Source organism: Corynebacterium sp. LK2510 (genome assembly GCF_040946405.1).
Lineage (GTDB): Bacteria > Actinomycetota > Actinomycetes > Mycobacteriales > Mycobacteriaceae > Corynebacterium.
Genome location: NZ_JAYWLR010000011.1, coordinates 17,339 through 42,089 on the forward strand (window position 1 = coordinate 17,339; position 24,751 = coordinate 42,089).

Annotated in this window: 23 protein-coding genes and 1 pseudogene; 13 read left to right on the top strand and 11 right to left on the bottom strand. The window is 64.2% G+C overall.

The annotated features are described in order from the left end of the window. The first annotated feature begins 197 nt into the window (after positions 1-197). Positions 198-680: a molybdopterin-binding protein gene (locus VVR41_RS07110; protein WP_368524171.1), complete on the top strand. Its 483-nt coding sequence runs from the start codon at positions 198-200 to the stop codon at positions 678-680. A gap of 133 nt (positions 681-813) precedes the next feature. Here the strand turns inward: VVR41_RS07110 and VVR41_RS07115 are convergent, their stop codons facing one another. Together VVR41_RS07115 and VVR41_RS07120 are read right to left on the bottom strand one after the other, a co-directional pair. Then, a complete protein-coding gene (locus VVR41_RS07115) occupies positions 814-2,115 on the bottom strand; it encodes an MFS transporter (RefSeq protein ID WP_368524172.1) in 1,302 nt (433 codons plus the stop codon). Between the two features lie 177 nt (positions 2,116-2,292). Continuing rightward, positions 2,293-3,462, bottom strand: a complete 1,170-nt coding sequence (locus VVR41_RS07120; protein WP_368524173.1) for a molybdopterin molybdotransferase MoeA — start codon at positions 3,460-3,462, stop codon at positions 2,293-2,295. Between the two features lie 41 nt (positions 3,463-3,503). On the opposite strand from VVR41_RS07120, the gene VVR41_RS07125 reads away from it, so the two are divergent. Further along, positions 3,504-3,758: a MoaD/ThiS family protein gene (locus tag VVR41_RS07125; protein WP_321103756.1), complete on the top strand. Its 255-nt coding sequence runs from the start codon at positions 3,504-3,506 to the stop codon at positions 3,756-3,758. A gap of 11 nt (positions 3,759-3,769) precedes the next feature. On the opposite strand, the gene VVR41_RS07130 is transcribed toward VVR41_RS07125, so the two are convergent. Genes VVR41_RS07130 through VVR41_RS07160 form a run of 7 tightly spaced genes read right to left on the bottom strand, consistent with a single transcriptional unit; the run spans position 3,770 to position 11,505 of the window. After that, positions 3,770-5,503, bottom strand: coding sequence for an ATP-binding cassette domain-containing protein (locus tag VVR41_RS07130; RefSeq protein WP_368524174.1), 1,734 nt, complete (start codon positions 5,501-5,503; stop codon positions 3,770-3,772). A gap of 24 nt (positions 5,504-5,527) precedes the next feature. Then, the gene (gene modA, locus VVR41_RS07135; RefSeq protein WP_368524175.1) at positions 5,528-6,268 is read right to left on the bottom strand and encodes a molybdate ABC transporter substrate-binding protein; all 741 of its coding nucleotides are present in this window, start codon (positions 6,266-6,268) and stop codon (positions 5,528-5,530) included. Between the two features lie 54 nt (positions 6,269-6,322). Further along, a complete protein-coding gene (locus tag VVR41_RS07140; RefSeq protein WP_368524176.1) occupies positions 6,323-6,916 on the bottom strand; it encodes a molybdenum cofactor guanylyltransferase in 594 nt (197 codons plus the stop codon). Beyond that, entirely contained in the window at positions 6,897-7,376 is a 480-nt protein-coding gene (gene moaC, locus VVR41_RS07145) for a cyclic pyranopterin monophosphate synthase MoaC (protein ID WP_321103760.1), read from the bottom strand. The genes VVR41_RS07140 and moaC overlap by 20 nt, the downstream gene beginning before the upstream one ends. A 13-nt stretch (positions 7,377-7,389) precedes the next feature. Further along, complete coding sequence (locus VVR41_RS07150; RefSeq protein ID WP_368524177.1) at positions 7,390-8,592, bottom strand: molybdopterin molybdotransferase MoeA; 1,203 nt, start codon at positions 8,590-8,592, stop codon at positions 7,390-7,392. A gap of 1 nt (position 8,593) precedes the next feature. Next, complete coding sequence (gene moaA / locus VVR41_RS07155) at positions 8,594-9,625, bottom strand: GTP 3',8-cyclase MoaA (RefSeq protein WP_368524178.1); 1,032 nt, start codon at positions 9,623-9,625, stop codon at positions 8,594-8,596. Between the two features lie 38 nt (positions 9,626-9,663). Next, positions 9,664-11,505 carry a long-chain fatty-acid--CoA ligase gene (locus tag VVR41_RS07160; RefSeq protein WP_368524179.1) on the bottom strand — a complete coding sequence of 614 codons (1,842 nt, stop codon included), beginning with the start codon at positions 11,503-11,505 and terminating at the stop codon, positions 9,664-9,666. 436 nt (positions 11,506-11,941) lie between these two features. On the opposite strand from VVR41_RS07160, the gene rho reads away from it, so the two are divergent. The 6 genes from rho (at position 11,942) to VVR41_RS07190 (ending at position 18,418) form a co-directional block, all read left to right on the top strand. After that, positions 11,942-13,933 (top strand): transcription termination factor Rho, encoded by a 1,992-nt coding sequence (gene rho / locus VVR41_RS07165; RefSeq protein WP_368524180.1) that lies wholly within the window; start codon positions 11,942-11,944, stop codon positions 13,931-13,933. Positions 13,934-13,950: 17 nt separating this feature from the next. After that, positions 13,951-15,024 (top strand): peptide chain release factor 1, encoded by a 1,074-nt coding sequence (prfA, locus tag VVR41_RS07170; RefSeq protein ID WP_368524210.1) that lies wholly within the window; start codon positions 13,951-13,953, stop codon positions 15,022-15,024. Continuing rightward, entirely contained in the window at positions 15,011-15,871 is an 861-nt protein-coding gene (prmC, locus tag VVR41_RS07175) for a peptide chain release factor N(5)-glutamine methyltransferase (RefSeq protein ID WP_368524181.1), read from the top strand. Before prfA ends, prmC begins: the two co-directional genes overlap by 14 nt. Positions 15,872-15,908: 37 nt before the next feature. After that, on the top strand, positions 15,909-16,568 hold the full coding sequence (locus tag VVR41_RS07180) for an L-threonylcarbamoyladenylate synthase (RefSeq protein WP_368524182.1): 660 nt from the start codon (positions 15,909-15,911) through the stop codon (positions 16,566-16,568). After that, positions 16,569-17,756 (top strand): MraY family glycosyltransferase, encoded by a 1,188-nt coding sequence (locus VVR41_RS07185; protein ID WP_368524183.1) that lies wholly within the window; start codon positions 16,569-16,571, stop codon positions 17,754-17,756. It begins immediately after the preceding gene. A gap of 206 nt (positions 17,757-17,962) precedes the next feature. Next, complete coding sequence (locus tag VVR41_RS07190) at positions 17,963-18,418, top strand: hypothetical protein (protein ID WP_321102612.1); 456 nt, start codon at positions 17,963-17,965, stop codon at positions 18,416-18,418. Between the two features lie 1,646 nt (positions 18,419-20,064). Here the strand turns inward: VVR41_RS07190 and VVR41_RS07200 are convergent. Further along, on the bottom strand, positions 20,065-20,547 hold the full coding sequence (locus VVR41_RS07200; protein ID WP_368524211.1) for a hypothetical protein: 483 nt from the start codon (positions 20,545-20,547) through the stop codon (positions 20,065-20,067). A gap of 91 nt (positions 20,548-20,638) precedes the next feature. On the opposite strand from VVR41_RS07200, the pseudogene VVR41_RS07205 reads away from it, so the two are divergent. After that, positions 20,639-20,728 (top strand): annotated as a pseudogene (locus tag VVR41_RS07205) (LPXTG cell wall anchor domain-containing protein); the annotation flags it as partial. 307 nt (positions 20,729-21,035) lie between these two features. Here VVR41_RS07205 and VVR41_RS07210 read toward each other — a convergent pair. Then, a complete protein-coding gene (locus VVR41_RS07210; RefSeq protein WP_368524184.1) occupies positions 21,036-21,569 on the bottom strand; it encodes a YceI family protein in 534 nt (177 codons plus the stop codon). 554 nt (positions 21,570-22,123) lie between these two features. On the opposite strand from VVR41_RS07210, the gene atpB reads away from it, so the two are divergent. From atpB to VVR41_RS07230, 4 genes are all read left to right on the top strand, one after another. Further along, positions 22,124-22,918 carry a F0F1 ATP synthase subunit A gene (atpB, locus tag VVR41_RS07215; protein WP_368524185.1) on the top strand — a complete coding sequence of 265 codons (795 nt, stop codon included), beginning with the start codon at positions 22,124-22,126 and terminating at the stop codon, positions 22,916-22,918. A gap of 104 nt (positions 22,919-23,022) precedes the next feature. Further along, entirely contained in the window at positions 23,023-23,268 is a 246-nt protein-coding gene (locus VVR41_RS07220) for an ATP synthase F0 subunit C (protein WP_038589976.1), read from the top strand. A gap of 48 nt (positions 23,269-23,316) precedes the next feature. Further along, a complete protein-coding gene (locus tag VVR41_RS07225; RefSeq protein WP_368524186.1) occupies positions 23,317-23,886 on the top strand; it encodes a F0F1 ATP synthase subunit B in 570 nt (189 codons plus the stop codon). Between the two features lie 5 nt (positions 23,887-23,891). Further along, the gene (locus VVR41_RS07230; protein ID WP_321103797.1) at positions 23,892-24,743 is read left to right on the top strand and encodes a F0F1 ATP synthase subunit delta; all 852 of its coding nucleotides are present in this window, start codon (positions 23,892-23,894) and stop codon (positions 24,741-24,743) included. The last annotated feature ends 8 nt before the right edge of the window (positions 24,744-24,751 follow it).

Consider the following 24,751-nt stretch of genomic DNA (forward strand, 5'->3'; position numbering starts at 1 on the left):
TCGGCAGTGGCGTGTACGGATAGACAGGGAGCGACACTGTGCCGACGATGAGAACGAGCTTATTCGCTATAGGCAGGACTTTCAGCATTATTAACGGCAAAATACGTGAGAATTTAAACACGCAAATGTACGCTGTTTTCTGACGCTAGTCCCGATCTGCCCGCCCAGCTGGGCCCAAGCGAAAGTGGGAATGCCCGATGGTGCGAGAAAAAACCGCGAAGATCATTGTGGTGTCAAACCGGATCTACTCCGGCGAGCGAGAAAACACGCCCGGGCAGTTAGCCACCGACATGCTTTCGGACGCTGGGTTTGCGTTCTCTGATCCCGTGATAGTGCCAGAAGGTGCGGATCGGGTCCGTGAGCAGATGCGCGGTGGAATCTCACAGGGAGTGTCGCTGGTGCTGACGTGCGGGGGAACGGGATTCGGGCCGCACAATCTCACGCCGGAAGAGACGTTGGAGCTCATTTCGACGCGCCTGAACGGACTGGAAACCCAGGTCTTGATCGAAGGGCTCAAGAACACACCCCGCGCCGGGCTGTCACGCGGCGTCATCGGGTTGACCACGCGTGAGCCCGGCGGAACCCTCGTGGTCAACGCGCCCGCCTCCCGCGGTGGCGTGCGGGACACACTCAAAGTCATTCTCGGACTGTGGCCGAACCTGTCAGAGTGGATTGGCTAGGCGGGAACGGCGACGTCTATTGCCACTGGATTTCGCCCACGCGACCTAACGCAAAAGCTCCCGCGCTGAACGAGTAGTTCAACGCGGGAGCTTCGATTGCTAGCTCATGCCCACGTGGTGGGCGGCAAGGCGCTTATCCCGGGAAGGGAGCCTTGGGGCGAGCGTAGAAGTACCAGACGATCGCGGTCACGATGATGTAGTAGACGATCAGGTACCAGAAGAAAGCGGAGGGGCTGGTCGTCGACAGGAACACACCGACGAAGAACGGACCGAAGGAGGCGATAGCGCCGGTCCAGCCCATGACGCCGCCAGCCTGGCGCGGCGGGAGGATCATCGGCATCTGCTTGGTGGCACCGGCGTTACCCATGCCCGCGAAGAAGCTGAACACCAGCATGACGAAGAAGAACAGCGTCACTGATTCTGCACCACGCGAAATGGCGACAGCCGAAATGGCGGCGGTGATGATCAGACCGATACCGGAGGTGAATGTCCAGATGGCACCACCGAACTTGTCGCACAGCGGGCCCCATGCGGCGCGGGTCAGGGCACCGACGAGCGGGAACATGAAGACCCAGAGGATGAACTTCTCGGCGGAGGCGTCAAAGGAGTTGCGCATCAGCAGCGCGAGCTGGGCGGAAACGCCGGCAAGAGAACCGAAGGTCATGACGAACACGAGGGTCAAAAGCCAGGTGTTCTTGTTGCTGAAGATATCGATCTGCTGGCGGAAGTTGGCCGTGACCGGGACATCCTTGAGGAAGATCCAGGCGACGATGGCCATGACGATCACCCACGGAATGAAGAAGAAGGCGATGTTGTGAATGTTCACCGACTCACCGGTGGCGGTGTTCTGCTGCGGTGCAAGGGCGCCGATGCCGAAGAGGCTGATGCTCAGCAGCCACGGGGCGACCAGCTGGATCGCCGACATACCGAGGTTACCCAGGCCAGCCTGGAGGCCGAGGGCGGTACCCGCCTTGGACTTGGGGAAGAAGTACGCGGTCGAGGGCATGAAGCCCGAGTAAACGCCGCCGCCGAGGCCAGTCATGAACGCCAGGGCGAGCAGCCAGCCGTAGGGGGTTTCAGGGTTGCGGACAGCGAGGCCCCAGCCGATCATCGGGATGATGAACAACAGCGCGGACATCGAGACCAGCTTGCGGGTACCCAGGATGGGCGGCAGGAACATCCAGACCAGGCGCAGAAGACCTGCGGTCAGGCCGGGCACAGAGGTGAGCCAGTAGAGCTGCGTCAAGGTGAGGTCGAACCCGATGTTGTTCAGGTGCGGCGCGATTGCCGAGACGAGGTACCAGGTAGCGAAACCGAAGAAGAGTGTGACCGTCGAAATCCACAGCGTTTGCTGTGCAATTCGGGAATCCCACTTCTCGGGGTCTTCAGGGTCCCATCCGTGAAGAACTCGTTGGGATGAATCGAACGATGTCAAGGCAGTGTCCTTCCGTGGTCAGTGCCGAGCCGATTGATAATTGACAATTATTGCGAATGAACCGCTTTTGCTAAGGCTATCGCCTAGGGGGCAAGATTCATACTTTTGCACGATGACAAACGTGAGAAATTGCCCACACTTACCGCTGAACTGGGAAAACACTTCCGCCTGGGTGGATCAATCGAGCGGGTACACTACCACGACGTCGCCGGCCGCGCAGTTGGCGCCCGCAGGCATCCTGATCAGGCATGTGGCAGGTGCGGCCTGTGCGAGAAGGTGCGAGCCCGCATCACCCACGGGCTTTGCGCGCCCGTCGACGATGACGCCGCGCAGAAACTGCTCCTTCGCGTCGATCCCCTGAAGCGGTTCGGCGAGGGGAACGCGGACCGGCTCAGGTGCGTTGCCCAGAACTGGTGCGACGTAGAGGCGGAAGCTGACCAGTGTGGATATGGGGTTTCCGGGCAGGCTGATCACGGGCACGCCGTCAAACATGCTCAGTCCTTGGGGCCCGCCCGGTTGCTGAGCGACGTGGCCGAACCAGCCCGTGTCAAGCACGAGGCGCACGACCTCGAAGGCGCCGTGGCTGATGCCGCCTGAGGTGACAATCGCGTCGGGGCGATAGCGGTCAATCGCGTCGGTGAGATCCGCGCGCAGCCGGTCAGGGTCATCGTTTGTGGTGATTCGCGCCGCGACGTCGATGTCCGCGTGGTGGGCGAGTATCTCCAACATCGGTCCGTTGGTGTCGCGCACCGTGGCGGGGCCGGTCTTGGCGGAGGACGTAACTTCCGCTCCGCCGGAAACGATGATGATGCGCGCCTGGGCTTCTACCTCTACCTCCGTTATCCCTTGCGCGACCAACGCGGCGTAGAGCGCCGGGGTGATCTGCGCACCGGCTTCGGCGAGGACGTCACCTGCGCGGATGTCTGATCCGGCGCGGCGGATGAATTCGCCCTCGGGCGCGGCCGGGAACGAGATCTTGTCACCCGCGGCGACGAAACGAGGCGGGCGGCAGCGCTCGACCGCAACGATGGCGCGGGTTCCGCTGGGAATGGCGGCGCCGGTCATAATCGGTGCGGCGCGCCCAGTCAGCCCGTGCGGGTACAGCGTTGCCGGGTTCGTCCCTGCGGGGATGGTCGGGCCTGCGGCCGCAGTGTGGGCGTCGGTGCGCTCGACGGCGTAGCCGTCCATTTGCGAGTTGTCGAAGGCTGGCTGGTTCTCCCGCGCCACGATCGTCCGCGACAACCGAGCCCGCCGCAGCGCCGCGGACGCGAGATCGACGACCTCGCACGGCCGCGGGGGAATCAGTGCGCGCAGTGCGGCCTCGTGGGCTTCGGGTGAGCGGTCCATGGTTGCCCAGCCTACTGTGGGCCGGCTGTAGGATCGTGCCCATGCGTGTCCACTATTTCGCCGCGGCTCGAGCAGCCACAGGTGTGCGCGACGAGGAGGTCGGCGCGTTCGACACCTTGGGGCAGTTGCTTGACGACGCCTCCCAGCGCCACACCTTGACCACCGATTCCGGCCTGACACTCAGCGACATCCTGACACGCTGCACGTTCTTGGTCGACGGCGCACGCGCCGAAGCGGACACGAGCCTCTCGGGTGCGCAGCGAGTTGATGTCCTGCCCCCGTTCGCCGGTGGGTAGCGCTCCGGCAGCTAGGGCTCTTCGGGCTGCGACTTGTGCGCGATGAACTCAATCGCGTCTGGATCGACGTGGACGCCGACTGGATCGCCGATAGCCAGCTGGCGGGCGTGAACGTGTGTGACGGCAGCCGCGAGGACTCCGTCGGCGACGTCGAGTTCGACCTGCATGTCGCCGGCCCGCAGCGCCGTTATCCCTAACACGCGGCTTCGCAGGGTGACGTGCTCTGCCTCGCCAGAGGCGGTCACCCGCACCGCGGACGGAGGAAACACAGCGGTTGTGCCCGCACGGGTCGCGCTGAGGAGAGATCCTGGGACGCGGTTCATCCCGACGAGGCGGGCGACGAAGGTGGTGGACGGCGCCGCGAGCTCCGCGGCGACGGGCCGGGCAGCGGTGAGGCGTCCGTGGTCGACGACCGCTACCTCGTCCGCGACGCTGTAGAGGTCGTAGAGGTCGTGGGTAACAAAAACTACGGTGCGCTCGTCGCGGGCTGCCCGGATCACGCCGCGCCAGGCATGCGCTGAGGTGACGTCCATGGCGGCGAAGGGTTCGTCGAGAAGCAGCACCGGCCGCCGCGCTGCGAGTGCTCTGACCAGCGCCACCTGGGCGGACTGGCCACCGGACAGGGCCGCAGCGGGCACCTCGCTGAGCGCGGCGAGCCCAGCTGCCTCGAGCATGCGGCGCGCCAGATCCGGATCGCGGGTGACCATCGCGACACAGTCGAGTGCCCTTGCTGCCGGGGGAAGCGCGGGGTGCTGAGGCAGCAGCGCCGCAGCGCCGGGGTCGGCGGCGGCGACCTCGCGCAGCAGCGTCGTTTTGCCCGCCCCATTCGGACCAATGAGGGCGGTGATCCGCGCGGCTGTCCAGCGGGTGCCGCGCGCGCTGAGATCCGGGGCCGCGGCGGCCGGTGCGGCAAGATCCAGCAGCGTGCTCGCGTCAATCGGGCCGAGGGCGTGGACCTGGTGCCGGTGGGGCCGGCGCAGGAGCGCGGGCAGGGTCGTGGCTGCCAGTACCGCGACGGCAAGCAGTGCGAGGACGGCGGCGAGGCCGTAGGCGGTGCCGTAGTCGATCTCGCGGGCCAGGTAGATCCCGATGGGCATGGTCCGGGTCTGGCCGGGCAGGGAGCCGGCGAATGTCAGCGTCGTGCCGAACTCTCCCAGGGAGCGGGCGAAGGACAACCCTGCTGCTGCGGCCAGGGCTGGCGCCAGAGCGGGCAGGAGAATTTTGCGCGCGATGCGCGTCTGACTCATGCCCACACCCGCCGCGGAGTGCACGATCGCGCGGTCGACCTGGCGCAGCGCGGAATCTAAGGTGATGGCGGCAAAAGGCAGCGCCACAAAGACGTGGGAGGCCACGACGCCGGCGAAGGTGAAAGCGAAGGAGACCCCGAGGGCGTCGAGAAGCGGAGCGGCAAGACCGCGGCGGCCGATGAGTGCGTTGAGCGCCAGGCCCGCGACGATCGGCGGCAGCGCCAGCGGCAGGAGCACGACCACGCGGGCGAGGTGGGAGCCCCGGCGCAGCGAACTTGTCCACACCGCCAGCGGAATGCTTAGCGCGAGCGTGATGGCGGTCGCGATCGCGGCCGAGGACACCGTGATTACCAGCATCTCGGCGGTCTCGGGGGTGCGGAGGATCTCAGGCAGGCGCGCCCACGGAACGCGCGAGCCCAGCGCGACGACAGGTGCGACAAGCACCGCGAGGGCGAGAGCACCGAGAGCCGCTACCGGCGAGAATCCATTCCATCGCATCGCGCTCAGCGTACCGGAGGCGCGCTAGGAGGACGCCGGCGCGAACCCGTGGCGCTTCCACATCTCGGCAGAATCGTCGCCGGCGAGGGTGCCGAGCAGCGCGCGCGCCTGTGTTGCTCGGGCGCTGTCGGCAACCACGGCGCCGATGACGGTGGTGGGGAAATCCTCGGCGTGGGCGATGTCGATCGTCTCGACCTGCTCGCCTGCGGCGATGGCGTCCGTGCGGTAGACGAACCCGGCGTCAGCGTCGCCGGAGACGACCTTGCCCAGCGTTCCGGCGACGTTGTTTTCCATCGACACCGGAGTCATCGTGACCGCGTTCGCAGCGAGGATCTGCTGCGTTGCCGCGCCGCAGGGGACCTGCACATCGCACACGACGGTGCGCACGTCATCGCGGCTCAGGTCCTCAAGCGACGTGACGCCCGCGGGGTTTCCGGCGGGCACGACCAGCACGATCGTGTTCTGCGCGAGTACTTCCGGGTTCTCGGCGACCCCGGCGGAGACAGCCGCATCCATGGTTTTGCGGTCGGCGGTGATAAGCAGGTCGCCCGGGGAGCCGTCGATAAGCTGGCTGACGAGCTCCGACGATCCGGCGTTGACAAAGGAGAGCGGAACCGGTGAAAGCGTCTGAATGTCGTCGTTGACCACGCGCACAGAGGACGCGCCCAGCACCAGGAGCTCGGCGTCGTCCTCGGCAGCGCACGAAGACAACAAGGTGGCCGCGGTGAGCGCGGCAAGGGGGGTGAGGACTCGCGAAAGGCGCATGGAATCTCCCGGTTGTGGACAGGGGTGGGACGTGAAATGGGGGACGCGCGGGTCCTACAGTTCGACGTTGCCTAATGTACTGAGCTCGTCGGGGGTGTCGAAATCGCGCTCCCACCCGTTGCCGGCAATCTCCACGCGGTTTCCCGCGGCGCGCACCAGCGCCTTCGCGGCGACATCGCGGGTACCGACGCTAACGAGCGCGGCCTGCAGCGCGTCGCGGCGCCACACGGCGCACAACGGGTTGAGAAAGCTACCGTCGACCACCACTGCGCAGCCGCTGGCGGGAGCGTTGCGCACCGCGCTCACTAGGCCAGGCAGGTGGCGCGGGGACGCCGGCGCATCGACTGCGAGCACAGCAACAAGGGTGCACGCCTCTGCGAGCGCAGCTTCACCCGCCGCGATCCCGGCGACCGGGCCACCGTAGGGCGGATCTTCGCTGACCACTCGCGCGCGCGGGACCGTCACGGGTTGCGGGGTGACCACCACGATGTCTGCGACCTCGGGCAGGCACTGCACAAGCTTGTCGACGAGCCTGCGCCCGTCCACCCGCACCTGCGCCTTATCCGCACCCATGCGAGTGGAGCGACCGCCGGCGAGCACGATGACGCCGACATCGTCCCATTCGGATCTAGCCCTGGGGCAGCTCACGCGACCAGTCCCCGGAGCGTCCGCCCGACTTGGCGGTGATTCCCATGCGGCGGATGTAGGCGGTGCGGTCCACGCCCTTGACCATGTCCACCACGCTCAGCGCCGCCACACTCACCGCAGTCAGCGCCTCCATCTCCACGCCTGTACGGTCGGCGGTGCGCACGGTGGCCTGGATAAACACGTGATCGTCGCGGATCTCCAGATCCACCGCGCAGCCGTGGACGCCGATGGTGTGCGCCAAGGGCAGCAGATCCGGGACGCGCTTGGCCGCGGAGATTCCGGCGACGCGGGCGACCGCGAGGACGTCGCCCTTGGGCACAGCACCGCTGCGCAGCGCCTCGATCACCTCGGGGGAACAGGCGACCTCGCCCTGGGCGGTGGCGCGGCGCACCGTGGGCTGCTTGTCGGTGACATCGACCATGTAGGCCTCGCCGGAGCCGTTCAGGTGTGTGAACTTCAATGTTTCTCCTCGCCTAGCTGTGGGTTAGATAAACGTCAAGGATATCGGGCACGTCGGGGCCGTCCAGAATGGTGTAGCCGCGGACCGCGGTCAACGCACTGACATCGGCGGAGATGTGGTCCCCGGCGGAAAACGGCGTCGCCACCCCGCCGGAGTAGCGCACCGGCACGATCTGCGGCACTGCCCGGCGCGGGGGCCGGAACCCGGCGCCGGCGCGCGCGGTCACGCGCAGCGGATCGTCTGTGATCCCTGCCGCGGTCGCGATGAGGGGTGCGACGTAGAGGTGAAACGACACCCACGCAGCAACCGGGTTGCCGGGCAGGCACACCAGTGCGGTGTCTCGCCAGCACCCGGCGCCCTGGTGCGCGCCGGGGCGCTGGTGCACACGGCCGAACCACACGAAACCGCCGGGCTCGGTGGTGGCCCGGACGACGTCGTAGGCGCCCTCGCTGATCCCGCCGGTCGTGACGACAATGTCGGCATCTTGCGCGGCGGCGTCGAGGACGTCGGCGAAGGAGGCGTTGTTGTCGTCGGTGCGCAACTCGACGACGTCGCCGGCCCCGTTCGCGCGGGCGAGTGCTGCAATCATTGGCAGGTTCGAGTCGGGCAGCTGGCCCGGGCCGGGCGCGGCGGGCCAGGCAACGAGCTCGTCGCCGGTGGACACGACGGCGACGCGGGGAGGGGCAAAGACGTCGACGGTGGTGACGCCGGTGGAGACTAAGGCGGCGAGCGTCCCGGCGTCGATAAGCGTGCCGGCGGCGGCGACCACAGACCCGGCCGCGAGATTCGCTCCCGCCGGGCGGATGTGGGTGCGCGCCGGGTCCCACCGTGTGATTGTCACGCAATCGGGCAGCGGTACCGGGCCGGGTGGAATGTCGGTGTCCTCGACGGGGATGACTGTCAGTCGCTCGCCAGCCGGCAGCGGCGCACCGGTCATGATCCGCACGGCGTGGCCAGGCGGGCACGGCGCGGCGGGAACCCCAGCGGGGATGTCGCCGGCGACGGGCAGGGGCCACGGGCCGGGCCCGCTTAACGACGCCACATGCAACACAAATCCGTCCATCGCCGAGTTGTCGAACGGGGGCACGGGGTAGGCGCCAACGGCATCGGTAGCGAGGACGCAACCGGTAGCCGCGTCAAGGGGGACCCCGCGCAGAATCCGGGGCGCGGCAAGGGCGAGCACGCGGCTGCGGTGCTCGGCGATACTGACAGCCACGCTAACCCCCGATTTCGCTCATGGTGCGCTCCGGCTGGAGGAATCCAGTGTCATCAATTCCGTGACCGGGCTTTTTGTGCCACATCGCCGTCGCCCACGCGCGGGCAAGCTCCGCGTCATCGGCCCCGGCGCGCATCATGTCGCGCAGCGAAACTTCGTCGGCGGCAGACGAAAACAGGCAAGAGCGCACGGCGCCGTCGGTGGTCAGCCGCGTGCGGTCGCATGCCCCGCAGAACGGGTGCGTCACGCTGGCGATGATGCCGACCTTGCCGCAGTGAACCCCGTCCGTGACATCCCACAGCGCCGCGGGCGCGGAACCACGTGGCTCGGCGGCGGGGGTGAGCGTGAACTCGCGCTCGAGGCGGTCGAGGAGATCCCGGGCGGTGATCATGCCCTCGCGTGTCCACTTCCCCCGCGGCCCGAGTGGCATCTGTTCGATAAACCTCAGCTGCAGCCCGCGCTCCAGACAGAAGCGGACGAGGTCGCACACACCTTCTTCGTTCACACCTGGCATCACGACAGAATTGACCTTGATGGGGCTCAACCCTGCGTCGATGGCGGCTTCGATGCCGGTGATGACGTCATCGAGGCGGTCGCGGCGGGTAAGTGCTGCAAACGAGGTGCGGCTGGTGGAGTCCAGCGAGATGTTGATCCGCTCGAGTCCCGCCGCCGCGAGCCCGGCCGCGCGCTTGTCCAGCCCGAGGGCGTTCGTGGTAATCGCGGTTCGTGGGGCAGTTCCCTGGTCTGTCCGCATCTGCGTGGTCGCGGCGACGATGTGCTCCAGGGACGCGCGCAGCAGGGGCTCACCGCCGGTAAAGCGCACTGCCCGGATGCCGAGGTGCTCGACGGCGAGGCGGATGAGGCGGATCACTTCGGCGTCGTCAAGCGAATGCTCCGTGGGAAGCCACTCGAGCCCGTCGGCGGGCATGCAGTACGTGCACCGCAGGTTGCACCTGTCGGTGAGGCTGACGCGCAGGTCACGCGCGGTGCGTCCGTGCTGGTCTACGAGTTCGAGCGAGGGGAAATCGACCATGATGGGCCCATTGTACGGGCCACATCACCATTTCCCACCTATTCCGACTCGCTATTTGCCCTCGACTCTGTTTGCGGATCTGCCTCCGGCTCAGGCTCGGACATCGACCGCGTGGCGTTCGCTTTTGCGACCTCTTTCACCTGTTCGCTGGTCGGGTTGCCGCGGGAGTGGTTGCCCGGTCCCGGCAGGGCCACGATCTCGAACTCGTCGTCGGCCAGGTGCTTGCGCAAGTCTTTCTTGTCGAACTTGCCCACCGAGGTCTTGTCGATGGACTCGACAAACGTCCAGTACTCAGGCGCCATCCACGCCGGAAGTACCCCGGAGAGCGACTCGCGCAGATGGGCCGCGGTCTCCTCCGTCGGAGCGATGTCATCGTGGAGCACCGTGACAGCCAGGGGGCGCTCGCCCCACTTCTTGTCGGGGTAGCCAATGACCGCGCATTCGACAACCTCGTCAGCCTCCATGACGAGGTTTTCCACTTGGGCGGAGTAAATCCATTCGCCGCCGGAGCGGATGACGTCGCGGGCGCGGTCGTACAGCGTCATGAATCCGTCGCTGGTCACCGTGCCCACATCTCCCGTGCGCAGCCAACCGTCGGCGGTGAAGAACAAGTGTGCATCCGTGACGTCCTCGCCGCGGAAGGTGCTGGCGATCTGGCCAGGTTCCTGCGTCGGGGAGTGGTAGTAGGACGCCGCGACCAAGTTGCCGCGCACCTGGATCTCACCCTCTGTGCGGTCGGTCGATGCCATGACCTCGCCATCGTTGACCACGCGGAATTCCAGCCACGGGGCGAAACGGCCCTGGGAGACGCGGTACGCCCAGCGCGCCTCGCCGGACACGCCCGACGGCGGGCGGGCAATCGTCCCGACCGTCGAGGTTTCCGTCATGCCCCAGACGTGGACGACGTCGACGCCGTAGCGCTCCTCCCAAATCTTGATCAGTCCCGGCGGGGCGGGGGAGCCGCCGACGTAGATCTCCGTCAGGCTCATGCGCTCCGGCGGGTGGTGGAGGTAATGGACCACGAGTTGGATCCATAGGGTGGGCACGCCGTGCGCCACACGCGGGTGCGTCGCCGCGATGATTCGCGCGAGAGTCGGCGCTGACATGTCCGAGTCCGGCAGAACGAGCGGGGTGCCCACCAGAAACGCCGCGAACGGAACGCCCCAGCTCATCACGTGGTAGACGGGGATGCAGCACAGGAAGGACTCACCGTGGGACACCGCGAGCGAGTCTGTCGCGCGCAGACTCATCGCTTCTAGCCAGATGGAGCGGTGTGAGTAGGCGACACCCTTCGGCGCACCCGTTGTCGCCGTCGAGTAGACCAGCGCGGCCGCGGTGTTCTCCGGCAGCTCGGGCCAGTTGTAGACGGTCGATCGGCCGTCGAGCAGCGCCTCGTAGCTTCGGGCTTCGACGCCCTCGGGCAGGTGAGCTGCGGCCTCGGCAAGCGGGGCAAGGCCGGTAAAGACGACGACGCGCACCGAGGGGCAGTGCGCGAGGATGCCGCCGAGGCGCTCCGCGAGACGGGGATCGGCGACAACCACCTCCGCCTCGGAGTGGTTGACCACATAAATGACTTGGTCCTCGACGAGCTGGACGTTGAGTGGGGTAAACACCGCGCCTTTCGACGCAACCCCGAACATCACCTCGAGGTGCTCCGCACAGTTGTACATGTACGTGGCCACGCGCTGGTCGCCGTCGATGCCGAGATCGTCATGAATGGCGTGCGCGAACGCCGCGGCGCGCGCCCCAATCTCGCCGAAGGTCGACTCCTCCGCCTCGCCATTGCGCCACGTGGTGACCTTCGTGGACGCATGAACAGTTTCACCGTGGGCGAGAATCCTGCCGACCGAAAACGGCACTTCCTGCATCGTGGAGAGCATGCGTACAACTCTAGCGCCCGACCCGACACCACCCGTCAGGAACGGCCCTAGACCTTCGTCGCACGCTACGGACGCGCGGTATAGGGAGGCATAGTGAGCCGCCCGACCAAAGATGCGATAGACTACCGCGCTAGAGAGCTCTCGAGCGTCTTTCCCGCTCTCTTCTCTTCACGCCTTCACCGCCTCGGAGCAAAGCAGCACGGGTGAGTGGGCTGGCACCACCCCAGATTCAGTCCCTGATTGTTTCCCACGCGCTGAACACATGCGCGCCGGGCTCAGGGCGGTGTGATTTCGGGGGCGTGCGGAAGCGACGCGCATACGCGCCCGCCGCACGAGCAGAACTAGAGACTAATTGCACACGAAAGCTTCCGGCCTACAGCGCCCCACACCTGGGCGAATAGCCAACGAACGCCGGTCAAGCGACGAAAGGACATCCGTGACCGAATCGGGCACCAACGCAGCAGGCACGAACCTCGCTGCGCTCAAGATCCCAGAACTGCGCCAGATTGCGGCGCAGCAGGGCCTTAAAGGCCTGTCCGGCCTACGTAAGGGCGAGTTGATCGAGGCGATCAACACCGGCGTGGTTCCGCGCCGCGCGGCCGCAGCCGCCGAGCGTGCAGAAGCACCGGCCGAAACCACTGCGGCCGAGGGCAACGAGTCCCGCGACCAGGACCGCTCCGGCGAGGCGCCGCGGCGCCGCGCCGCCCGCCGCTCCAGCCGCCCGGCCGCCGACGCCGCGCAGGAATCCACCTCTGCCGACAACACTGAAGCGTCGATGAAGAGCGAGAAACACACGGACGAGGCTGCGGCCTCCGGCGATGAGCGTGGCGACCGTGGTGACCGTGGAGACCGCGATGATTCCAACGGTGACGAGCAGCGCTACGAGTCGCGTTCCGCTGCCCGCCGCGCCCGCCGCAACCGCGCCCGCCAGAACCAGGATCAGGACCGCGAGCAGGATTCCCGCCAGGATTCCCACCAGGATTCCCGACAGGACAACAACGGCAACGACGAGCAGACCAACCGCGACCGCGACAACCGCGACCGCGACAACCGCGACGATTCCGAGCGCGGCGGCCGCGGCAACCGCAACGGCCGGAACAACCGTGACAACCGTGACCACAACCGCGACGATGCAGACGGCAACAGCCGCCGCGGACGTCGCAACCGCCGCAACCGCAACCGCGGCCGCGGGGGCGACGGCAACCAGGGTGACAACCACAACAACAACGACCAGAACCAGAACTTCGATCCGGCCGACCTGCAAGAAGTCGCCGGCATCGTCGATGTCGTGGACAACAACACCGCGTTTATCCGCACAACCGGATACCGTGCCAACCAGGCCGACGTGTTCGTCAACAACAAGCTTGTGCGCCAAAACGGCCTGCGTTCCGGTGACGCCGTGATCGGCCAGGTCCGCGCGAACGGCCAAAGCCACGCGCACGGCAACGGGCGCAACCGCCAGCGCTACAACCAGCTCGTACGCGTTGATTCCGTCAACGGCATGAGCCCGGAGCAGGCGCAGCAGCGCAAGGAGTTCCACAAGCTCACCCCGCTGTACCCGAACAAGCGCCTGCGCCTCGAGACCGAGCCGAACATCCTGACCACCCGCGTCATCGACTTGGTCATGCCGATCGGCAAGGGCCAGCGCGCGCTGATCGTCTCCCCGCCGAAGGCCGGTAAGACGACGATCATGCAGAACATCGCCAACGCGATCGCCACGAACAACCCGGAGTGCTACCTCATGGTTGTGCTTGTCGACGAGCGCCCCGAGGAAGTCACCGACATGCAGCGCAGCGTCAAGGGGGAGGTCATCGCCTCGACCTTCGATCGCCCGCCGAGCGAGCACACCGCCGTGGCCGAGCTCGCCATCGAGCGCGCGAAGCGCCTGGTGGAGATGGGCCAGGACGTTGTGGTCCTGCTCGACTCGATCACCCGCTTGGGCCGCGCCTACAACAACTCGTCCCCAGCGTCGGGCCGCATCCTCTCCGGTGGTGTGGATTCCAACGCGCTCTACCCGCCGAAGCGCTTCCTCGGTGCTGCCCGCAACATCGAGGAGGGCGGCTCGCTGACGATCATCGCGACCGCCATGGTCGAGACCGGCTCCGCCGGCGACACCGTCATCTTCGAGGAGTTCAAGGGCACCGGCAACGCGGAGCTCAAGCTCGACCGCAAGATCGCCGAGCGCCGCGTCTTCCCGGCGGTGGACGTCAACCCGTCCGGCACCCGCAAGGACGAGCTGCTCATGAGCCCGGAGGAGGCGCGCATCATGCACAAGCTGCGCCGCATCCTGTCCGCGCTCGACCCGCAGCAGTCCATCGACATGCTCATCAAGCAGCTGAAGAAGACCAAGTCCAACGGCGAGTTCCTCATGGGCGTGGCCCAGTCCGCGCCGATGACCGCGAGCCAGGACGAGGAGGAGTACAGCTAATGGCCAAGCCTTCCAGCATGGGATCGCACGTCTCGCTTGTCGACGACTACGTTTCCGAATACCAGGGCATCCAGGCACAAATGGGTGACCCCGATGTCGCCGGCGACCAGGACGCGTTCCGCAAGCTGTCCAAGCGCTACGCGGAGCTGCAGCCGATCATCAAGGTCAACGACGCGCTCGTTCAGGCCCGTGAGGACCACGAGGCCGCCTCCGAGATGGCCACCGAGGACAAGGAGTTCGCCGAAGAGGCGACCCGCCTCGAGGGCGAGATCGTGCGCCTCGAGGAAGAACTCGCCGACCTGCTCGCGCCGCGCGACGAGCACGACGGCGACGACATCATCATGGAAATCAAGGCCGGTGCCGGCGGCGAGGAGGCGGCCCTGTTCGCCGGCGACCTCGCCCGCATGTACCAGAAGTACTGCGAAAAGCACGGCTTGACCTGGGACGTTCTCGACATCGCCGAGTCGGACCTCGGCGGCGTCAAGGACATGACCGTTGCTGTTAAGGCCAAGACACCCTCGCGCGACGGCGCCTGGAGCGTGCTCAAGTTCGAAGGCGGCGTGCACCGCGTCCAGCGTATCCCCGTGACCGAGTCGCAGGGCCGCATCCAGACCTCCGCCGCCGGTGTGCTCGTCTACCCGGAGCCGGAAGAGGTCGGCTCGGTCAACATCGACGAGAAGGACCTGCGCATCGACGTCTACCGTTCCTCGGGCAAGGGCGGCCAGGGTGTCAACACCACTGACTCCGCCGTGCGTATTACGCACCTGCCCACGAATATCGTGGTCACCTGCCAGAACGAACGCTCCCAGATCCAGAACCGCGCCCGCGCGATGCTCGTGCTCCAGGCACGCCTCGACCAGCTCGAGCGCGAGCGGGCGGAGGCGGAAGCCGCCGAGGGTCGCGCCTCCCAGGTGCGCACGATGGACCGTTCCGAGCGCATCCGCACCTACAACTGGCCGGAGAACCGCATCTCGGACCACCGCATCAACTACAAGGCCAACAACCTTGATTCGGTGCTCGACGGCAACATGGACGAGCTGATTACCGCTCTCCAGACACACGAGCGCCAGGAGCGCCTTGAGGCCGAGTAACAGCGCCGACCTGCGCCACCGTATCGCCCGCGCCGCCGCACTTCTGGCGGACGCGGGCGTTGCCTCGCCCGAGGTCGACGCTCGCCTCATCGCCGCAGCGCTTCTCGACGTCCCCCCGCTTGCGCTCATGTTCACCGACGCGCCCGCAGGTTTCGCCGAGGCGTACGACGCCGCTATTGCGCGCCGCGCCGCACGCGAGCCGCTGCAACACATCACGGGCACCGCCCAGTTCGGCCCACTGAAGCTGCGCCTCGGCCCTGGGGTGTTCATCCCCCGGCCGGAGACCGAAGTGCTCGCCCAATGGGCCGTTGACGCCCTCGACGGGATCGACGCGCCACTGGTGGTCGACCTGGGGACGGGGTCCGGGGCGCTGGCGATCTTCATTGCGCACGCCCGCCCGGATGCGCGTGTTATTGCGGTGGAGCGCTCGGAGGTGGCGCGCGAGTACGCGCAGGAAAATGCGGCGGCCAATGGGGCGTCGATAAGCGTGGTGGCGGGGGATATGTGTGACCCGGATCTGCTTTCCGAGTTCACCGGCGAGGTCGACCTCGTGGTGACGAACCCGCCGTACGTGCCCGAGGACCCCGACCTGCAGCCGGAGGTGTACTTCGACCCTGATGAGGCCGTGTTCTCGGGCGCGGACGGGATGGACGCGATCCGCGGGCTTGTTCCCGTCGCGGCGCGCCTGCTTACCCCGACAGGCCGCATCGGGATTGAGCACGACGACACGACCTCGCGCGCAGTGCGCGACACCGTGCACGCGAACGGGTCATTCAGCGACATCGCGGTGCTGCGAGACCTAGCTGGTCGAGAGAGGTTTGTCACCGCGGGTAAGGTAGTGCCCTGACACGCGACCGTGGTGAGGGAAACAACGAGGGAGAACCATGCCGAGCGAGATCTACAACTGCCTGACAAACGAGGGGCGCGAGCGCGGTCTGAAAGCCGCGGTTGAGGCCGCTCGCGCGGGGCAGTGCGTGGTTTTGCCCACGGACACCGTCTACGGCATCGGCGCCGACGCCTTCAACAACGACGCCGTCGCGCGCCTTTTGGCCACCAAGCGCCGCGGTCCCGACATGCCCGTCCCGGTCCTCGTCGGTTCCTGGACGACCATCCAGGGGCTCGTACGGGAATTCTCCGACACCGCTAGAATACTCGTCGAAGCGTTTTGGCCGGGCGGGCTGTCCATCATCGTGCCCGAGGCGCCCAGCCTGCCGTGGAACCTCGGCGACACGCGCGGGACTGTCCTGTTGCGCATGCCCAACCAGCCGCTCGCAATCGAGCTTCTGCGTGAGGTTGGGCCCATGGCTGTCTCGAGTGCGAACCTCAGCGGACACCAGCCGCCGACTACCGCAGCCGGTGCCCAGCACCAGTTCGGCGATTCCGTCCCCGTCTACCTCGACGGCGGCGAGGCAGAGGTGGGGGAGCCCTCCACGATCATCGACATCTCAGGGCCCGCACCTGTGATCCTGCGCGAAGGCGCCATTTCCGCCGAGCGCATCGCCGACGTCCTGGGACTGGACGCGGAGCAGCTGCGGAGAAAGTAGGTGTCAGGCGTGGGAGTACCACTGCGCGAGCTCGGACTCGTTCTGCTTGTCGCGGCTGCGATCACCTACCTCACCACAGGGGTGGTGCGCTCGCTGCTCGTGCGCACGGGCCGCGTGGCGGAGATCCGCACCCGCGACGTGCACACACAGCCAACACCCTCCGTAGGGGGCGTGGCGATGTTCACCGGTTTCGTCTCGGCGGTGTTTCTCGCCGGACAGCTGCCGGCGTTGACACGCGGATTCGCCCCGGTCACTCCCGAGATGACGGCGGTGCTTGGCGGGGCGTTCGCCATCGTGATTGTCGGTGTGATCGATGACCTGTACGAGCTCGGAGCCGTGACCAAGCTAGTCGGCCAGATCTTCGCAGCCGCACTCATGAGCGTGTTGGGGCTGGTTTTTACCGTGTTCTACCTGCCGTTCGGCGGAGGGACGTCCGTCATTTTCGACAACGTCCAAGGCGTGCTTGTCAGCGCGGTGTTCACGGTGATGCTCGTCAACGCCATCAACTTTGTAGACGGCATCGACGGACTGGCGGCCGGGCTTGGCCTCATCGCTGGGGCGGCGATTCTGCTGTACTCACTGACCGTGCTGCACGACCAGGGCGGTGCTGTCTCCGCGTATCCGCCCGCCATCATCTGCGCTGCGCTGGTGGGCATCTGCGGCGGATTTCTGCCCCACAACTTCGAACCGGCGCGCATCTTCATGGGCGATTCTGGCTCGATGCTGATTGGCCTGCTCTTGGCTGCGGCGTCGATCTCAGCCTCCGGCAAGATCAACCTTTCGCTCTACGGGGCAGCGGACTTCGTCGCGCTAATTAGCCCCATCGTGGTGGTCATGGCGGCGGTCGCGCTGCCCGTACTTGATCTCGTCTGGGCCGTGCTGCGCCGAACGGCACGTGGCCAGAGCCCGTTCGCAGCCGACGCCGGGCACATCCATCACCGCCTCCTGCGGTTGGGGCACACCCACCGGCGCACCGTCCTGGTGCTGTACCTGTGGGTCTCTGCCGTGGCTTTCGGGGCGGTCAGCTTCTCCATCGTCCCGGCGCAGTGGGCTATCGCATTTACGGCAATCGCCATAGCGGGAGCGGCAGTGCTGACGGCGGTGCCGTTTGTGAAGGGCAAGATTGGCCCGCTGCGCTCAGAGCGTGTCTCGCAGCGTTCGCCCGTTGCCCTGCAACGACGTCGCTGATGCAGTGATGTCGCTATCAAATGTGGTGGTTCGAGACACAGGGACGAGAAAAGACAGGCGCGCGGCGTTAATTTAGGCTGCTTCATAGTGCCTGTCCTTGCACTGGCTAACGGCACCCTGCCGGTGCAGTTTCGGTCCGAGTAGTGTCGTGACATCGTGCACCGCGGCTTCCTTAGCGTGCCGGAGAGACGCTAGGATGTGGCTCCGTGGCTACATCCGAGCAAAAGACAGACGACCTAACCGTTGCGGACGCGAGCGAGTTCGACAACCCGCGGCGTCCTCTGACACGCGCGCTGCGCCTGGGGGGATGGATGTTGCTGGCGCTGACTGTCGCGTCGCTCATGGGCTGGGGTGCAGCCCGCGGACTTCCCGGCATCTGGGCTGTGTTGCTTGGCGCTGTCATCGGTGGAGGGTTCGTGCTCCTTACGGCTGTCTCCGTCTTGGCGACCTCGGGTGCAACGCCGTCGGCAACGATGGCTGTGGTGCTCGGCGGTTGGCTAGTCAAGATGGTGGTCTTGATTATCGTCCTGATGCTGATCCGTGATCTCACATTTTACGATCACACAGCCTTTGCAGTGACCACGATTCTGTCGCTTATCGTGGTGCTCGGCGCGGAAGCATGGGGCGTTATTACCTCGCGTGTGAGCTATCTCGGCAGGTAACTGCACTTTGCTGTTTTTACACCTGTGAGGTGAAACCCTTCGAGTAGGTGATCTAGCTGGGTGCAGGTAGCGGAGGTGGCGCACCAGATAGGTAAACTTATAGAAATCTCTCAAGGGAGGCTTTGTAAACCTACGGAAACCCTGTAGATTCAGTGACTGTTCATTGTGCGATCCGCCGCCGCCGGTGGGGATCTAAGATTTAGGAGCTTTATGTCCAGACACTTATTCTTAGGGTTTTCGAGGAGGTCTGTTACAGCGGTAGCAGTGATCCTCGCGCTCATTCTAGGCGTGACAGTTTTTGGCGCAAGCCCTCGCGCGCACGCAGCCACGGTAACGCCCACAGTGACAAAGTTTGAACTGTTGGGTCCTGACGGTCAGCCAACGACTGCCGTGACATATCAAACTCCGTACACTTTCAACTTTGAGTTCCAAGTTCCGGACGGGACGCAACCAGGCGACACATTTACCGTCGCTATTCCTGAAGGTTTTACTCCGATTTCGGCTAATTTGGGAAGTGGCAACTCGAAGGCTGTTGTTGACGGTCAGAAGGTTGAGGTCACAATCGGTGATGAGTTGCTAGGTCAAATCGGCATTAAGGGCGGCCTATCAATCGTCGCCAATTTTACCGAGACTCTTCGGGAAGCAACTCCTGCGACCATTGAAGTCCAATTTGGTAATGAGAAGATTTATGAAGAGATCCACAAGGGAGCCGGGCCGCCGCCGGCGCCGGATATGGTGATCAACAAGTGGTCTGGGTACAGCACGCACGACGTGAACTTGGCCAAAGAACTCAAGCTGCAGAGTCCGCGTTATAACTACAACTGGATTAAGCCTGTAGAAGGCCAAACCATGGCGCATTGGTTTATCGAGCTGAATAACTGGCAGGGCAAGCTCGACCCGGGGGTAATTGGACAGGAAATTGAAATTTCGGACAGTATCAGCGGTCTTCCTACAGACTTCACTCCAGGGGTGGAGGTTTCACAGGTTCCGCAAGGCTTTAACCAGATTACTGAAGAACAAGTTGCTTCCCTTCTTGAAGGATCAATTCTCCGTAACTTCTTCACTATCACTATCAGGGAGAAAAACGAAGCAGGTGAATATGTTAATCGCACCTTCTCGGCTTTGGAGTACCCGTCGATGCTTGATTACATCGACTTCACCGGTAATGGTTTTACCTTCAGGGTTTCTGACTTCTTCAAATCCATTAACGTAACAGCCTCAGATCGAGCTCAGTATGCCTTGAACTACTACTCGCTCGTGCCCGCGAAAAACGCAAACGTCACCAATGTCGCTACGGTCAAAACCACGGAGCATCCGGGAGGCGTCAGCGATCCCGGGTGGTTCAAGACGATTACGGCTGATGGATGGATTTGGGGTGATCAGCCTCTTACCTCCGTTGTCCTTAAGAAGGTATGGAGTGGTTTGGGCGAAGGAGAGACCGCTCCACAAGCGACTTTCGAGCTTCTCGCCGATGGAGTACCAGCAGTGGACATCAACAATAAGCCGATTCCACGGTTGGTCCTGGAAGACGGTGTCACCGAGGGAAAATGGGATAAACTGCCCACTCAGAGTGGCAGGAATGTTCCAATTGAGTACACCGTCAAGGAGCTGAGTGTAGAAGGTTGGAAGACTGAGGTCTCGGGCTCCTACACCCCAAGTCTAAGTGACTTGGGCAATATTCCCGCAGGCGAAGTAACCGTGACGAACTCCAAGATTTCTCCGTCGACGCCTGTTACGACTGAGCCGACTACGACGGAGCCGACCACAACCGAGTCGACCACGACGACCACGACGGAGCCGACGACGACGACCACGACGGAGCCGACGACGACGACCACGACGGAGCCGACGACGACGACGACGACCACGACGGAGCCGACGACGACGACGACCACGACGGAGCCGACGACGACGACCACGACGGAGCCGACGACGACGACGACCACGACGGAGCCGACGACGACGGAGCCGACGACGACCACGACCGAGTCGACTACGACCACGACCGAGTCGACTACGACCACGACCGAGCGGACCACGCCGACTTCGACGGAGCCGAATATGCCGGCCCGGCCGCGGCCAGGAGCCAGCTCAACCGCCACGACTACGCCCTTGTCGGGAGGATCCACGTTCCAGGATGGTCCTACGCCTGGCGGCTAGTCCGAGTCTCACAAAACTGAGTCCAATACTCCCAAGGGTGAGTCAGCGCTCGCAAATACTGGAGCAAATTCTGGTGGGCTTTTCGCGCTTGCAGCGTTAAGCATTCTCGCGGGTGCCGGTCTTATCATCTGGCGGCGCAGGACAGCATAAGGGCTGTTCTTGGAGGTCCGTTCGTTCGCCTTCCCGATTTTGTAGAATCGGTGGGCGCTAGGCGGAATCGTCAATGGCCGGTGTGGGGTAATGAAACTACCCCACACCGGCCTTTTGAGTCTCTATGCAACATTCGCACTGTTCGCTGAAAGCACCCTCGTCTACGGGCTAAGGGGCGAACGGGAATGCGGACCTTTTGTTAGGCGCGACTGGCCATTAACTGCGCGTTGCGCCGAAACCGAAACAAGTAGAAAACAGAAAAACGAGAACGCGGCCCGTTGGGGGCCGCGTTCTCGTATTGACCATCTTACTGCTTGATGCCTGAGCCATCGATGACGATGGCTACCTTTTCGGAGACCAGCACGCCGCCGGAGCCCATCGGGGCCTGGAAGTCGATGCCGAAGTCCGTGCGGTTGATCGTCGTCGATGCCTCGAAACCGATGCGGGTGTTGCCGAACGGGTCGGTGTCGACACCGGTGATCTCGACGTCGAGGGTGACCGGCTTGGTCACGCCCTTAATGGTGAGGTCGCCGGTGACGGTGCCGCGCGCATCGTCAATATCGAAACCGGTCGAGGTGAAAGTCATCTCGGGGAACTTCTCCACGTCGAAAAAGTCCTCTCCGCGGACGTGGGCGTCCCGGTCTGCGTTGTTGGTGTTGACCGAGCTGGTTTTGATGACGGCCTCGGCGCGCGATGTGGAGGAGTCGTCACCGTCAACAGTTACCGTCCCAGTGAAGTCATCGAAGTTGCCCCGGACCTTCGTGACCATTGCGTGGCGGGTGACAAAGCCGATGTTGCTGTGAGCGGGGTCGATGTTCCAGGTTCCTGCGAAATCGGTCATGAGGGCCTCCTTGAAGCGGATTGATGATGTGGCAACAAACATAGCAGGCATTGATGACTTGTCAACAATGGGACCTTGGGGCGGTTTGCTGGTGCCGCGCAGTCCGGTAAATGTGCTGCTCCGGGTTGTCGATAGGGCCTCTCAGGTCGATTTATACGTATTGCATTCTGAGTGGGATGGCGGTCTTGGTGTTTGGGAATAATTCTCCGTCGCGTCCAAAACAAATACTGAGCGTAGACGCCAATATTTGTGGTGTTTTCGGTGCTCAAGGCCACTCTAAGGGGAGGGGCGAAAAACCAACACCCCCATACGCTCCGAAACCGTAATCAACCTGTTAGGCTATCCGCTGGGTTAGCTTGAGGTATCTAAAGGCCCGCTAATGAGTGGGCAATACGCTGCCTGAAGAAACATCCCCTGCACCGCGGTCGCTGATGTGCGACGGAGTCCGCCGCGGGAGCAGTTGTCTCGTAGACGTCCATCGCACCGCGTCCGCATCTGTTGGCGCGGCCCGAGAACGGGAGAGAACGCTGAGCGTTACAACTTTGGCCGAGGGCATGAAGGGTTCCTTCCACGCGCCCGCACTTGGTCCAGAATTTTTCCCGGGGCAAACGTACGGCCAGCTCATCGGCGAGGACTTCGCCAATGGGTGGTTCGCATTGGATCGCATCATGATTGTCCGCCTGTTCGTGGCGGCAGTCCTGGTGCTTCTTTTTGCTATTGCGTTTAGGAAGCCGAAGCTGGTTCCTAAAGGTCTGCAGAATCTAGCGGAGATGGGCGTGGACTTTGTCCGCGTCAACATCGCAGAGGACACGCTGGGCAAGAAGGACGGCAAGCGATTCCTTCCGGTTATCGCCACCATCTTTTTCACGATCTTGTTCATGAATGCAGCGACGATCATTCCGGGTCTCAACATTTCCCCGAACTCGCGTATCGGTATGCCGATCGTGCTCGCGGTTGTTGCCTATATCGCAATGATCTACGCCGGCGTTCAGCGCTACGGCGCAAGCTACTTCAAGCACTCGGTCGTGATTCCTGGGCTGCCGCCCTTCCTCCACCTGCTGGTGGTTCCCATCGAGATCTTCTCGACCTTCATTCTGCGCCCGGTCACACTGGCGCTTCGTCTTATGGCGAACTTCCTGGCCGGTCACATCATTCTCGTCCTGTTGTACTCCGCCACGAATTTCTTCTTCTGGCAGCTTAACGCTTGGACGGGTTTGAGTGGACTGACCCTCATCGCAGCAATCCTGTTCACCCTGTACGAGTTGATCATCATCTTCCTGCAGGCGTACATCTTCGCTCTTCTGACGGCTGTGTACATCGAACTGTCGCTGCACGCTGATTCGCACTAGCACAAGCGCGAAACCGGCCACACTACAAAACCCCATAACTTTTTGTCACACGCCCGCCTCGCGGAATATCGCAGACGGGCACCAAGAAAGGGAACGACTTTCACATGAACGACATCATCCTCGCTCAGGCAAACGAGACTGTTACCGCCTTCGACGGTCTGCAGTCCATCGGCTACGGTATCGCCACCATCGGCCCCGGCATCGGTATCGGCATGCTCGTCGGTAAGACCGTCGAGGGCATGGCTCGCCAGCCCGAGATGGCCGGTCAGCTCCGCACCACCATGTTCCTGGGTATCGCCTTCGTCGAGGCGCTCGCCCTCATCGGCCTCGTTGCCGGCTTCCTGTTCTAAGAAGAACTGACGCACAACTCGTACCCCTTCTTAGATCAGGAGCAACCCATGACAAACGTCACTAACTTTATTGTGGCGGCGGAAGGTCACGCGCTCCCTCTCGAGAGCGAGCCCTCGATCCTTCTTCCCGCCATGTACGACGTGGTTTGGTCTTTGGTCGTCTTCATCGTCGTCTTCCTGCTCTTCTGGAAGTTTGTGCTTCCGAAGTTCCAGGAAGTGCTCGCGGAGCGCGAAGACCGGATCAAGGGCGGCATTGAGCGTGCTCAGGTTGCCCAGGCCGAGGCCAAGGCTGCTCTGGAGAGGAACAACGCTGAGCTCGCCGAGGCGCGCGCCGAGGCAGCCGAGATCCGCGAAGCCGCGCGTGCACGCGGCAAGGAAATCGAGGCAGCAGCCCGCGCCAACGCCGAGGCCGAGTCCCGCCGTATTGTCGCAGCCGGCGAAAAGCAGCTGCAGGCATCGCGCGAGCAGGTCGTCTCCGAGCTGCGCAACGAGATGGGCCAGAACTCCATCAGCTTGGCTGAGCGTCTGCTCGGCACCGAGCTGGCGGACTCTACCCGCCGCTCGAACACGATCGACGACTTCCTGGCCGAGCTCGACAACGTCTCGACGAGGAAGTAGGCGAGATGAAGGCAGCTAGCCGCGAAGCACAGGCAAACGTCGAACGCGAGCTCGACGCGCTCATCCGCGATGCCGGTAACGGCGATGCAGCAGATGTCCGCGTCGCCACTGCAGCGCAGATCGGCACCGAGCTCTTCCTCGTCGTCGACCAGTTGGACAAGGAACGCGCACTCCGCGTTGCCGCAGCTGACTCCTCGCTGGACGCAACGCAGCGCCAGGGCATCCTCGATGATGTTTTCGGAGCGAAGGTTGCAGAGCCCACCCGGGCCGTGTTGCGCCTCGTTGCCGGCCAGGAATGGTCCACGCCGCGCGACATGCGTTCCGGTCTGATTCACCTTGGACGCCGCGCACTCATGCTCGCCGCGCAGGAGCAGGGCCAGCTCGAACAGGTCGAAAGCGAGCTATTCCAGCTTTCCTTCCTCTTGGAGGGGGAGAAGGAGCTCACGCAGCTTTTGTCCGACCGCACTGCGGACGCGAAGCAGAAGCGCAGCCTTCTGGCCAGCGTGCTCTACGGCAAGGTGACCATGTTTACCGAGGCTCTTGCGCTGCAGGTAATCGGCCGCCCGGTCCACAACCCGATCGATGATCTTGCCGCTGTGGCGGACGAGGTCGCGGGCATGCGTGGCAAGACTGTGGCTCGAGTCACCGCGGCCGAGGCTCTCGATGAGTCTCAGCGCGAGACGCTTGCCGGGAAGCTTCAGAAGATTTATGGCCAGGACATCGCTGTTCACACCGAGGTAGACCCCAGCCTCCTCGGCGGAATGGTGATTCGGGTTGGCGACGAGGAAATCGACGGTTCGACGCGGGGCAAGCTCACGCGTCTGCGCGCCGACCTTGCCGCGAGCATGGCCTACTAGACAAAAAT